The sequence below is a fragment of the Pseudomonas sp. EpS/L25 genome (genome assembly GCF_001512295.1).
Lineage (GTDB): Bacteria > Pseudomonadota > Gammaproteobacteria > Pseudomonadales > Pseudomonadaceae > Chryseomonas.
Genome location: NZ_LNUP01000018.1, coordinates 319,594 through 331,210, shown reverse-complemented (window position 1 = coordinate 331,210; position 11,617 = coordinate 319,594). Strand labels below are relative to the sequence as shown.

Here is an 11,617-nt window from a genome sequence, read left to right as displayed (position 1 = left end):
TCAGGTGGTAGCCGCGGCGGCGCGGGTGTCGTCGTCACCACGGTCGAGGCGGATCAGCAGGGTCATGATGAAGGCGATCGCCAGCAGCGCACTGAGAAACAGCAGACCCGCCGAGGCGCTCTGGGTATTGCCCTTCACCATGCCGATCATGAAGGGGCCGACAAAGCCGCCCAGGTTGCCAATGGAATTGATCACGGCGATGGATACTGCGGCCGTGGAGCGGCTGAGAAACAGCGTTGGCAACGCCCAGAACGGCGACTTGAAGCTGTACAGACCGGCCAGCGCCAGGCTGATCAGGCCGATCGCCAGGTAAGGCTCGCGCACCAGTCCGGCCCCCACCAGCGCCGCCGCCGCGACCGCCAGCGGCAAGGCCGAATGCAGCCGCCGTTCGCCGAGACGATCCGAACGCCGCGACCAGGCGATCATCACCAGAGTGGCGACGATATAGGGGATGGTGGCGATCAGGCCGATCTGGGTGTGACTCAGCGTGGACGAGAAGCCCTTGATGATCTGCGGCATCCAGTAGCCTACACCCAGGCTGCCGCACTGGTAGACGAAGTAGATGAAGGCCAGGTAGAGCACCTTGGGATTGCTCATGGCCTTGAGCGCGCCGAAATGCTTGACGTTCTTGCGCGCCTGGCGATCACGCTCCAGCTCGGCGAGCAGCCAGACCTTTTCTTCATCTGCCAGCCAGCGCGCCTGTTCGGGCCGATCGGTGAGGTAGAGGTAGCACATGACACCTAGGAACACCGCCGGGATGCCTTCGAGGAACAGCATCCAGCGCCAGCCACTCCAGCCCAGCCAGTGGACGTTGTCCATGATCCAGGTCGAGAGCGGCGCGCCGATGATGTAGGACACCGGAATCGCCGCGGTGAAAAGGGCCACCGTGGTGGCCAGTTCGCGGGAACGGAACCAGTAGGTCAGGTAGACGATGATCCCGGGAAAGAAACCCGCTTCGGCCACCCCCAGCAGAAAGCGCAGGACATAGAGGTGCATGGCGGTCTGGGCAAAGGCCGTGGCCGCGGCGATCACACCCCAGGTGACCAGGATGCGCGCGATCCACATCCGTGCGCCAAAGCGCTCGAGCATGACATTGCTCGGCACCTCGAACAGGAAGTAGCCGATAAAGAAGATGCCCGAAACGAAGCCGAAGACCTCGCTCGACAGAGCCAGCTCGGCGTTCATCTGCAACGCCGCATAGCCGATGTTGGCCCGATCCAGATAGGAAACGATGTAGAGCAGGAAGACGAAGGGGATGATGCGCCAGGCCACCTTGCGGATGATGGCCTGCTCCCGGGTGACGGGGGTAGTGTTCATGATGGCCTCACAGGGCCGCGACGAGGCGGCCGATCTTGTTGTTGTAGGATGTGGCGACGATCTTCAGCGGCTGAAGACCAGGCACACTGGGCTGCCGCAGCGCACCGCCGTGCCCGTGGGTTCGAGGATTCCGCGGGTCTCGTCGACCAGGAAGGAGACGATGCTGTCGCTGTCTTCGTTGAGGGCGAACAGCTGGCGGCCATCGGGTGCGAGGGCGAAGGCGCGTGGCGTGCGGCCCCCGCTCGACAGGCTGCCGATCGGCGTCGGCAGCCCGCTCTGGGAATCCAGCGTGAAGACCATCAGACTGTCGTGGCCGCGATTGGAGGTGTAGAGCAGGCGGCCGCTCCGATCCAGTTCGATGGCCGCCGCCCGGCTGTTGCCAGTGAAGTCGGCCGGCAGCGTCGAATGGATGGTCAGGGGTTCGAGGACACCGGAGCTAGCATCGAAGGCATAGCTGGTAAGGGTCGAATCGAGTTCGTTGACCACATAGGCGCGCGGCAGGCGCGGATGGCATACCAGATGCCGCGGCCCCGCCCCTTCGCGGGTCGCCACCTCGGCCACCGGCACCAGGCGTCCGTCGCGAAAGGCGAAGCTGAAGATCCGGTCCAGCCCCTTGTCCGGCACCAGCACGAAGCGGCCACTTGGGTCGAAGGGATTGCAGTGCGGCTTGGCATGGGGCTGTTCCTGGCGGTGCGGCCCGGGCTCGCCCTGCAGCTCCAGCAGCTGGACCAGCGGCGCCAGCCGGCCATCTTCCGCTACGGGCAGGACGGCGAGACTGCGACCGAGATGATTGCTCACCACCAGGTGGCGATCGTCCGGCGCCAGCGCCAGATGAACCGGATTGCAACCGCCGCTGGCCTGCTGGTTGAGCAGGGTCAGGCAGCCGCTCGAGCGGTCGACGGCGAAGGCGCTGACCGCCTGCTCGTCGCCATGCACCGTATAGAGACGGTCCCCCGCCCGATTCAGGGTCAGGTAGGATGGATTGATCAGGTCACCGACCACCTGGACGAGTTCCAGCGCGCCTGCGGGAGTAACGCGGTAAACGCTGATCCCCTCCCCGCGGGCCTGACGGGCACGGGTGGTTCGGCTGCCGACATAGGCGTACATAGGACTCTCCTGGCACCGACTGGAAAGGTCCGACGTCCGCGCCATGGCGACCGTCAGACCCGCTTGCGCCACCTTAGGCAACCCGCTGCCCAGCGAAAATTGACCTTTGGCCAACGCAGCGTTCGCGCCTGGCGAACTCTTGCGACGTGCCTGTTTCAGCGTTCGCTGTAAGGCACACCGCCGCGCGCCTTGTCTTCCGGCTCGGCCTCGACGATCTGCACCACAACCCTGTCGGCGGGTACACCGAAACTGTCTACGACGGCTTCGGTGATGCGTTTCATCAGTAGCTTCTTCTGTTCCGCACTACGGCCCTTAACTGCATGGACGATGATTTCCGGCATGAGAGACTCCTTGGCTAGCTGCGATGTTCGGCGGCGATCGGGCGCGTTTCGCCCGTCTCCACCAGGGTACGGGTGGCGTCGGCCGAGCCGTAGATCCAGAGGATCTTCATGGGCTCGGTCGACGAGGCATTGCGAAAGCGATGGGGCACCCCGGCGGGGATATAGGTGACGTCCTGGGGGGCGATGGTGAATTCCTGGCCGTCGATGTCGAAGATCGCCTGGCCCTCCACCAGCATCACGCTCTCTTCGCAATTGTGGAAATGGAAGGGAATCTGCGCCCCACCCTGGAATTCGGTGTAGCCGTTGATGAAGGTGCGTGCCCCCAGGCCTGCGGTCACCAGCGGCGTGGTAGCGGCGCCACCGCCGCGGTCGTGCTTGGTGATAGCCTCGGGTTTGAGCAGCCAGGCATCGGAATTGGTCTTGATCATGGAAAACTCCTTGAGGTCAGCCTTGCCAGACGGTCTTGACGTTGGTGAATTCGCGAATGCCCCATTCGCCCAGCTCACGGCCATAGCCGGACTGCTTGATGCCGCCGAAGGGCACCCGCGGATCCGAAGCCACCAGGGCATTGATGAACACTGCACCGGCCTCAATGCGTCGGGCGAGATGCTGGGCTTTCGCCAGATCACGCGTCCAGAGGGCAGCGCCGAGCCCGAATTCGCTGGCGTTGGCGACGCGGATCGCCTCCTCCTCGTTCGCGACGCGGATGATCGCGGCCACCGGCCCGAAGGTTTCCTCACGGGCCACAGTCATCTCGGGCGTCACCCGGTCGAGGATGGTGGGTGGGTAGAAGAAGCCAGGTCCCGGCAGCGGCGTACCACCCAGAACTAGACGCGCGCCTTCGGCCAGACTGAGGGTCACCTGGCGCTGCAGATCCTCGCGCAGACTGGCACGGGCCAGCGGACCGATCTGAGTGGTCCGCTCCAGCGGATCGCCCAGCCGCAAGGTAGCGGCAGCGGTCACGAAGGCCTCGGTGAAGGCATCGGCCACCGCCTCGACGACGATGAAGCGCTTGGCGGAAATGCAGCTCTGACCAGCGTTGCCGAAACGCGCTTTGACTGCGGTCTGCGCGGCCAGGGCCACGTCGGCATCGGCCAGCACGATGAAGGGGTCCGAGCCACCCAGTTCCAGTACCTGCTTCTTCATCAGCGTGCCGGCCTGGCTGGCCACCTGCTGGCCGACCGCGGTGGAGCCGGTCAGGGTGACGGCGGCGATGCGCGAATCGGCCAGCACCCCGGCGACCTCCCTGGCCTCGATCAGCAGGGTCGCCACCAGGCCGGTGGGCAGGTCAGCCTCGGCAAACGCCTGTTCCAGCGCCAGGGCGCAGCCCGGCACATTGCTGGCGTGCTTAAGGATGGCACCATTACCGGCGGCAATAGCCGGTGCGGCAAAGCGGACGAATTGCCAGAACGGATAGTTCCAGGGCATCACCGCGAGCACCACGCCCAGCGGATCGTAGACCACCCGGCTGTCGGCGGCGGCGCTGACCACCGGGGTATCGGCGAGAAAGCCAGGCGCCCGCTCGGCGTAGAACTCGCAGGTCAGCGCGGATTTCTCGATCTCCGCTTCGGCTTCCACCAGCGGCTTGCCCATCTCGTTGACGATGAGCCGCGCATAGGTATCGCGACCGGCGCGCAAGATGGCGGCCAGGCGTACCAGGGCCGCGCAGCGCTCGGCGAGAGGACGCTCCGCCCACGACCGCTGCGCCGCAGCGGCCTGGGCCAGGCGCGCTTCGACCTGGGCCGGCGTGTGGGTGTAGTAGGTCGCGATGGTGGCCCCGGTGGCGGGGTTGACGACTTCGATCATGAACGAACCTCATATGTTTTTTATTACAACGAAAGACAATATTTGCAATGATTTTGAACAGCGCAGCCATGGGCCTCATGAAACCCGACCAGAGAACACGGCTGTCAAACTGCCTTTGGTACTTTGTAATCACGTTATACCAACAGGATAAAGCGAACAAGAGGTACTCGACCTTGTAGGCCCTGACCTAATAGGTACAGCGTCGATGAAGCCTCGCCGGACGCGCGAGCGCTCGCGTCCGGCATCCGGTGGTGGGCGCCAGGAGGCGTGGTTCAGATAGGCGTCCCCGACCGGAGCGGCCTGGCTTGGCGGGGCAAGACACAAGGCCCGGCGTTGCTGGGCCTTGTCCTGAGTGAAAACCTGCTCAGCTCGGAGGGTTCACGGTAACGTCGGGGTCCAGAGGTTCACGGCGCTGGCGTCCACCGCGGTGGGCAGCAACCTGGCCGCGTGGAAGGCATCGGCGATGCGCTGCTGCTCGCCGAGGGCCCCGCGACTGACCGGCTGGACATCGTAGGTGCGGCGGCCGTTGGCCAGCTCTACGGTGGCCTCGTCCAGGCGACCCCACTGCGGACCGAGGATACGTGCCGCCTCGGCGGGATGTTGCTTCACCCACTGCCCCGTGCGCTGCAGCTCGGCGAACACCAGGGCCAGCACTTCGGGATGAGCCTGGGCATAGGGGGTGGCGGCCAGGTAATAGCGCTGGTAGCTGGCCAGGCCTTCGCCCGAGGCGAGGATGCGCACCTGCTGCTGGCGCTGGGCGCTGGCGACGAAGGGCTCCCAGGTCACCCAGGCGTCCACCTTGCCGTTCTCAAGGGCGGCGCGACCGTCCGCGGGGGTGAGGTAAGCCGGCTGGATGTCGGCGAAGGTCAGACCGGCCTTCTGCAGGGCGGCGATCAGCAGGTAGTGGCTACCGGCAGCCTTGGTCACGGCGATACGCTTGCCCTTGAGATCGGCCAGCGTCTTCAGCGGCGAGCCCTCCGGGACCAGGATGGCCTGGGCCTGGGCCTGGGGCGAAGGCGTTTCCCGGGCGAAATAGGTGAGCTTGGCACCCGCCGCCTGGGCGAACACCGGCACGGTGTCGGCGACGTCGGCGGAGAGATCCACGTTGCCCACGTTGAGGGATTCCAGCAGCGGCAGGCCGCTGGAGAACTCATGCCAGCTCACGGTGATGCCCTTGGCTGCCAGATCCCGTTCCAGGGTGCCCTGTTCCTTGAGCAATACCAGCAGGGTGGACGACTTCTGATAGCCGATGCGCAGGGCGGTATCGCCCTGGGCGGCACAGGCGAGGCCCAGCAAGCCCAGGGCGAGTAGCCCCTGGCGCAGGCGTGGGCCCAATGAAAAACGGATGGCGGCCATGGATTCCTCGGCAGGCGGCGGATAGTCGCCGGCCAAGATAAGGAATATGCAAAGTGCATCTTAATACCGATTTGGAATTTGGTTAGAGAGCCGCACGACTCTGCCCGCACCCTAAAGTTATTCCGAAAAGCTATTTAAAACTGCCTGGACCTTGAGGCTATCGTATAAATACCGGACCACCGGATCTCTCCCCTTGCCCTGATTCCGAGGATCCCATGGCCGTGCTCCGGACCTTTACCCCTAAGCAGGCGCCCGCGCCATGAGCGGCCCCACCAAGCAGGTGCTGCTCAACGCCTTCAACATGAACACCGTGGGTCACATCAACCACGGTCTCTGGACCCATCCGCGCGACACCTCCAGCCAGTATCACACCCTCGGCTATTGGACCGAGCTGGCCCAGCTGCTGGAGCGCGGCCTGTTCGATGGCCTGTTCATCGCCGACATCCTCGGTGTCTACGACGTCTATGGCGGCAACGTCGACCTGACCCTGCGCGAATCCATTCAACTGCCGGTCAACGATCCCTTCCTGCTGGTCTCGGCCATGGCCGCCAGCACCCGGCACCTGGGTTTTGGCCTCACCGCCAACCTCACCTACGAGCCGCCCTATCCCTTCGCCCGCCGCCTCTCCACCCTGGATCACCTGAGTGAAGGGCGAGTGGGCTGGAACATCGTCACCGGTTACCTGGACAGCGCCGCCCGCGCCATGGGCCTGGACCGCCAGATCGCCCACGACCGCCGCTACGACCAGGCCGACGAATACCTGGAAGTCCTGTACAAGCTGCTCGAAGGCAGTTGGGCCGACGACGCCGTGGTCCGTGACCGCGCCCAGCGGATCTATGCCCGCCCGGAGCGAGTGCGCAAGGTCCAGCACCACGGCGAATTCTTCGACGTCGAGGGCTACCACCTCTGCGAGCCCTCGCGGCAGCGCACCCCGGTGCTGTTCCAGGCGGGTTCTTCGGAGCGCGGCCTGGCCTTCGCCGGGCGCCATGCCGAGTGCGTGTTCATCTCCGGGCAGGACCAGGCCGCCACCCGCACCCAGGTCGAGCGGGTGCGCGGTGCGGCGGTGGCCGCCGGCCGGCGCGCGGATGACGTGAAGTTGTTCATGGGCCTCACGGTGATCGTCGCACCCACCGCCGCCGAGGCGCGCGACAAACATGCCGAATACCTCAGCCATGCCAGCGCCGAGGCCGGCGTGGCACACCACGCCGCCTCGGTGGGCATCGATCTGGCCGCCTACGGACTCGACGACCCCATCCGCCCACAGAGGACCGAGGCCATCGAATCGGCGCTCAAGCGCCTGGTCGCCAAGGACGCCGGCTGGACCCGCCGCAAGTTGCTGGAGCAGCACGCCTTGGGCGGACGCTACACCGCAATCGTCGGCGATCCCCAGCAGGTGGCCGATGCCCTGCTCGGCTGGATCGACGAGACCGGACTGGACGGCTTCAACCTGGCCCGCACCGTCACCCCCGAGTGCTACGCCGACTTCATCGACCTGGTGATCCCGGAGCTGCAGAGCCGAGGTCGGTACAAGACCGCCTACGCCGAGGGCAGCTTCAGACACAAGCTGTTCGGCCGCGGCGACCACCTCGACACCCACCACTTCGGCACCCGTTTCCGCCAGGACTGACCTCTCAAGGACGCCCTATGACCCGCCTAAACCCCCTGCTCTTCGCCCTCGGCCTCCTCAGCACCGCGGCCCTGGCCGATCCGCTCAAGATCGGCACCACCGCCGCCTTCGCCCCACCGCTGGAAGTGGCGGTGCAGGAGGCCAAGGCCGCCGGCGTGGACGTGGAAATTGTCGAATTCAGCGACTGGATCGCCCCCAACACCAGCCTCGCCAACCGCGACATCGACGCCAACTACTACCAGCACATCCCCTTTCTGGAGAACGCCAAGCGCACCGCCGGCTACGACCTGGTGGCGGTGGCGCCGGGGATCATCAACAACGTCGGGCTCTATTCGAAGAAGTACAAGACCCTGGCCGAGGTACCTAAGGGCGCGCGGGTGGCCATCGCCAACGACGCCATCAACGGCGGCCGTGGCCTGTTGCTGCTGGAAAAGGCCGGCTTCATCACGCTCAAGCCCGGCGTTGGCTACCACGCCACCCTGGCCGACATCACCAGCAATCCGCGCGACATCCAGATCGTCGAGCTGGAGGCCGTGCAGTTGGCGCGCTCGCTGGACGACGTCGACGTGGCCCAGGGCTATCCCCACTACCTGCGCCTGGCCAAGACCATCGACCCCAACCAGGCCCTGCTCTTCGACGGTCTCGACCATCCCGAGTACGTCATCCAGTTCGTCGCGCGGCCAGACAACAAGGACGATCCACGGCTGGCCAAGCTGATCGATGTCTACCAGCATTCGCCCAAGGTCCGTGCCGCCCTGGACCAGGCCCATGGCACGCTCTACCAGCCGGGCTGGAAGGAGTGACGCGCGCGGACTGATCAGACCTTCTCGACGACGAAGGCGCAGCGCCCCTTGTTGCGCTCGCCGTCGGGCAGGTCCATGAACTCCTCGACCAGGAGGCGCGTGCCCTGCGCCAGCAAGAGCTCGCGCAGCACCTCGGGGGGATGGGCGTCGTAGAAGAACGGCTGGTCGAACATCCGGTCGACGAAGGCCTCGTTGGTCGAACCGCCCGAGGTCAGCATCAGCCGCCCACCTTGCGGCAGTCCGGCGATCACCCGACCCAGGACGATGGCATGCCACTGGCGCTCCAGATGAAACAGCGAATCCCAGAGCAGCGCCCCCTGGTAGGGCTCGGCGCAGGCATAGCTTTCCAGGCGCGCCTCTATCCAGCGCTGCTTGGGGAATTCCCGGCGGGCATGGGCCAGCATGGCGGCCGCCTGATCGACCCCGAGGACGCGATGCCCCCGGGCGATGATGGCCGCCGCGACCGGCGTCCCCGTGCCACAGCCCAGGTCGAGCAGGGTGGCACCAGGCGCCAGCTTCTCCAAGAGCACGTCCAGATAACGACCTTCGTCTTCTCGGAGGCTGCTCCTGGCCTGGCGGAAGGTATCGGCGATGGCGTTGTAGGAGGTCTTGTTCACGGTGAAATCCTGTTGCTGTCCTGGAAGCTCAGCCCAGGGTAGCAACAGTAAGGGGGCGCCGGAGCAAAGGTAACTCGACCTCCGTCACGCCTCAGAACTGGAAGCGATGCAGCATCCGCTGCAGTTCACCCGAGGTCCCATTCAATTCGTCGATGGCGCTGCCCACCTGGGACGAGGCCTCCGAATTGCGCACCGAGAGATCGCGGATGTTCACCAGGTTGCGGTCGATTTCCCGGGCGACCTGGGCCTGCTCCTCGGCGGCGCTGGCGATCACCAGGTTGCGCTCGTGGATGGCGATGATCGCCTGGTTGATCTCCTCCAGCGCCTGGCCGCTGGACTCGGCGCTGACGAGGGTCTCGCCCACCTGGCGGGTACCGTTCTGCATGGCGTCCACCGCCTGGCGCGTTCCATTCTGGATGCGCGAGACCATCTGTTCGATCTCGGCGGTGGAGCTCTGGGTACGTCCGGCCAGGGCCCGTACCTCGTCGGCCACCACGGCGAAACCCCGACCGGCATCGCCAGCGCGGGCCGCCTCGATGGCCGCATTGAGCGCCAGCAGGTTGGTCTGTTCGGCAATGGCGCGGATCACATCCAGCACCGTACCGATCCTCTGCGATTCTTCTGCCAGTTCCCCGATGTCAGTGGACGCCTGGCCCATGTCCTGTCCCAGCACCCGGATGGTGGCCAGGGTGTGCTGTACCTGCTGGCTGCCCCGCCGGGCGATCCGCTGGGACTCGTCGGACGCCTGGGAGGTGGAAACGGCATTGCTGGCCACCTCTTCCACGGCGGCAGTCATCTCGTTGACCGCCGTGGCAGCCTGCTGGATTTCGTCGTGCTGTTGCGCCACTTCGCCCAGGTTGCGCTGGGTGATACGACTCACCTCGCCACAGGCACCGCCCAGTTGGTCCGAGGTGCTGTTGATCAACCCCAATGCCTGACGCAGGCTCGCCTGCATCCCGGACAAGGCTTCGAGCAATTGCGAAGGCTCGTCACGGCCCTGTACCTGCAGGCTCTGGCGCAGATCGCCATCGGCCATGGCCCGAGCCGCCACGATGGCGGACCGTAGCGGCTTGACGATACTGCGAGTGAGCGCCCAGGCCAGCGTGATCGTCAGCAGCAGGGCCAGGCCCAGCACCGCCAGCGAGCCGAACCAGATGGTCTGGTAGCGAGCGGTCGCCTCAGCGGTATAGGCATTGCTCTCCTCGACGTTGGTCTTGAGCAGGGCGTTGAACAGATCCCCGGTCTTGTTGGAGGCGTCCTGGATGCCGCCATTGAGCAATGCGCGCATACCGTCCAGGTCATTCCGGTCGGACAGGCTGCGATACTGGCCGAGCAGGGTCCGGTAGTTGCCGATGGTGGCGTCCAGTTGCTCGAAACCGCTAAGGCCCTGGGCAGTCACCACCTGGCGGTAGTCCTGCATGGCCTTGTCCAACAGTCCGATCAATACCTCGAGCCGGGCCACCGTAGGCGTGAGCACCGCGGGCTCGCGGTTGAGCATCATGCGCAGGGTGATGACCCGAATGCCCAGCTGGTTGTCGCGGATCTGGGCCAGCGAACGACTACCTGCCAGGGTGACGTCTTCCGTATGGACCAGCGCGCTGCGTAGCGAGTGCGCATTATAGAGGCCGAACAGCCCTAGCAGCAGCACCAGCGCGGCGATCACCGCGAAACTCAGTCCTGCCCGGGTTCCGATATTGTAATTATTCAGGTTCATCGAGGCTCCACCGCCAAAGGTATTGGTAATGCCTCAGCGTATCGGTGCGCGTGACGTGCCCTTGAGCGTTCGCAACCCGGCGGAACGCACAATCCGGGCGATTATCGTCCAGTCCTCCTTGCCGCCGCGTCAGGGCCACAACGCAGGGTCGGTCTTTCCTGAGCAGCCACGGCGAGGCGGTCAGCCCGCTCCCAGATAGGCCGCCTGCACCGCCTCCCGCGACAGGCCTTCGCCGGGAACGCCCGCCTGCACCACGCGGCCACCCTCCAGCACATAGGCCTGATGGGCGTAGTCCAGGGCGATGGCGCTGTTCTGCTCGGCCATGAGTACGCTCAGGCCTTCCTCCCGGTTGAGCCGGGCGACGCTGGCGAAGATCTCTTCCACCACCAGGGGCGCCAGGCCCATGGAAGGTTCGTCCAGCAGCAGCAGGCGGGGCCGCGCCATCAGGGCGCGCCCCAGGGCGATCATCTGCTGCTCGCCACCCGAGGTGAGCCCGGCCAGGTGCTTGCGCTTGGCCGCCAGGCGCGGAAACCAGGCATAGACGCGTTCCAGCTCGTTGCGCCGGGCGTCCCGCCCCAGGCGGCGGACGAAGCCGCCGCTGAGCAGGTTCTCTTCCACGCTGAGCCGTCCGAAACAGTGGCGCCCCTCCAGCACCTGGACCAGCCCGGCGCGCACCCGGGCATCCGGTGCCTGACCCGCCAGATCCTGGCCCTGGTAGCGGATGGTGCCGCGCACGAGCTGGCCGCGCTGGGCGCCCAGTAGCCCGGAGATGGCCTTGAGCGTGGTGCTCTTGCCGGCGCCATTGGCGCCGAGCAAGGCCACCACCTGCCCCGGCTGGACCGCAAGACTCACCCCGCTGACGGCCAGGATCGCCTGGTCGTAGCGGACTTCGATGGCGTCGACCGCCAGCAAGGGGGTGGTCGTCATGC

The 11,617-nt window shown here is 65.8% G+C and carries 11 protein-coding genes and 1 pseudogene; 2 read left to right on the top strand and 10 right to left on the bottom strand.

Going from position 1 to position 11,617, the window contains the following annotated elements; translation table 11 throughout:
• The 6 genes from AR540_RS23895 to AR540_RS23870 form a co-directional block, all read right to left on the bottom strand.
• Entirely contained in the window at positions 1-1,317 is a 1,317-nt protein-coding gene (locus tag AR540_RS23895; protein ID WP_059232444.1) for an MFS transporter, read from the bottom strand.
• A gap of 63 nt (positions 1,318-1,380) precedes the next feature.
• Positions 1,381-2,424 (bottom strand): lactonase family protein, encoded by a 1,044-nt coding sequence (locus AR540_RS23890; RefSeq protein WP_059232443.1) that lies wholly within the window; start codon positions 2,422-2,424, stop codon positions 1,381-1,383.
• Between the two features lie 155 nt (positions 2,425-2,579).
• Complete coding sequence (locus tag AR540_RS23885; RefSeq protein WP_059232442.1) at positions 2,580-2,765, bottom strand: tautomerase family protein; 186 nt, start codon at positions 2,763-2,765, stop codon at positions 2,580-2,582.
• 14 nt (positions 2,766-2,779) lie between these two features.
• Positions 2,780-3,193, bottom strand: coding sequence for a cupin domain-containing protein (locus AR540_RS23880; protein ID WP_059232441.1), 414 nt, complete (start codon positions 3,191-3,193; stop codon positions 2,780-2,782).
• A gap of 16 nt (positions 3,194-3,209) precedes the next feature.
• Positions 3,210-4,571 carry an NAD-dependent succinate-semialdehyde dehydrogenase gene (locus tag AR540_RS23875; RefSeq protein ID WP_059232440.1) on the bottom strand — a complete coding sequence of 454 codons (1,362 nt, stop codon included), beginning with the start codon at positions 4,569-4,571 and terminating at the stop codon, positions 3,210-3,212.
• Between the two features lie 378 nt (positions 4,572-4,949).
• Positions 4,950-5,927 (bottom strand): aliphatic sulfonate ABC transporter substrate-binding protein, encoded by a 978-nt coding sequence (locus AR540_RS23870; RefSeq protein ID WP_059232537.1) that lies wholly within the window; start codon positions 5,925-5,927, stop codon positions 4,950-4,952.
• A 259-nt stretch (positions 5,928-6,186) separates the two neighbouring features.
• On the opposite strand from AR540_RS23870, the gene AR540_RS23865 reads away from it, so the two are divergent.
• Together AR540_RS23865 and AR540_RS23860 are read left to right on the top strand one after the other, a co-directional pair.
• On the top strand, positions 6,187-7,554 hold the full coding sequence (locus AR540_RS23865) for an LLM class flavin-dependent oxidoreductase (RefSeq protein WP_059232439.1): 1,368 nt from the start codon (positions 6,187-6,189) through the stop codon (positions 7,552-7,554).
• 17 nt (positions 7,555-7,571) lie between these two features.
• Positions 7,572-8,357 (top strand): MetQ/NlpA family ABC transporter substrate-binding protein, encoded by a 786-nt coding sequence (locus AR540_RS23860; protein ID WP_059232438.1) that lies wholly within the window; start codon positions 7,572-7,574, stop codon positions 8,355-8,357.
• Positions 8,358-8,371: 14 nt separating this feature from the next.
• Here AR540_RS23860 and AR540_RS23855 read toward each other — a convergent pair whose 3' ends face one another.
• The 4 genes and pseudogenes from AR540_RS23855 to AR540_RS23845 all read right to left on the bottom strand — a co-directional run bounded on the left by AR540_RS23855 (position 8,372) and on the right by AR540_RS23845 (position 11,615).
• Positions 8,372-8,974 carry a class I SAM-dependent methyltransferase gene (locus AR540_RS23855; RefSeq protein ID WP_059232437.1) on the bottom strand — a complete coding sequence of 201 codons (603 nt, stop codon included), beginning with the start codon at positions 8,972-8,974 and terminating at the stop codon, positions 8,372-8,374.
• A gap of 91 nt (positions 8,975-9,065) precedes the next feature.
• Positions 9,066-9,929, bottom strand: coding sequence for a methyl-accepting chemotaxis protein (locus AR540_RS26745; RefSeq protein ID WP_442963815.1), 864 nt, complete (start codon positions 9,927-9,929; stop codon positions 9,066-9,068).
• Positions 9,921-10,688 (bottom strand): annotated as a pseudogene (locus AR540_RS26740) (MCP four helix bundle domain-containing protein); the annotation flags it as partial. The gene AR540_RS26745 and the pseudogene AR540_RS26740, both read right to left, overlap by 9 nt.
• 180 nt (positions 10,689-10,868) lie before the next feature.
• Positions 10,869-11,615: an ABC transporter ATP-binding protein gene (locus AR540_RS23845; RefSeq protein WP_059232435.1), complete on the bottom strand. Its 747-nt coding sequence runs from the start codon at positions 11,613-11,615 to the stop codon at positions 10,869-10,871.
• Between the last annotated feature and the right edge of the window lie 2 nt (positions 11,616-11,617).

Coding starts and splice junctions, on each gene's coding strand:
- AR540_RS23860 (WP_059232438.1), top strand. CDS start 7,572: ATGACCCGCCTAAACCCCCTGCTCTTCGCCCTCGGCCTCCTCAGCACC.
- AR540_RS23875 (WP_059232440.1), bottom strand. CDS start 4,571: ATGATCGAAGTCGTCAACCCCGCCACCGGGGCCACCATCGCGACCTAC.
- AR540_RS23885 (WP_059232442.1), bottom strand. CDS start 2,765: ATGCCGGAAATCATCGTCCATGCAGTTAAGGGCCGTAGTGCGGAACAG.
- AR540_RS23895 (WP_059232444.1), bottom strand. CDS start 1,317: ATGAACACTACCCCCGTCACCCGGGAGCAGGCCATCATCCGCAAGGTG.
- AR540_RS23845 (WP_059232435.1), bottom strand. CDS start 11,615: ATGACGACCACCCCCTTGCTGGCGGTCGACGCCATCGAAGTCCGCTAC.
- AR540_RS23870 (WP_059232537.1), bottom strand. CDS start 5,927: ATGGCCGCCATCCGTTTTTCATTGGGCCCACGCCTGCGCCAGGGGCTA.
- AR540_RS23865 (WP_059232439.1), top strand. CDS start 6,187: ATGAGCGGCCCCACCAAGCAGGTGCTGCTCAACGCCTTCAACATGAAC.
- AR540_RS23890 (WP_059232443.1), bottom strand. CDS start 2,424: ATGTACGCCTATGTCGGCAGCCGAACCACCCGTGCCCGTCAGGCCCGC.
- AR540_RS26745 (WP_442963815.1), bottom strand. CDS start 9,929: ATGCAGGCGAGCCTGCGTCAGGCATTGGGGTTGATCAACAGCACCTCG.
- AR540_RS23880 (WP_059232441.1), bottom strand. CDS start 3,193: ATGATCAAGACCAATTCCGATGCCTGGCTGCTCAAACCCGAGGCTATC.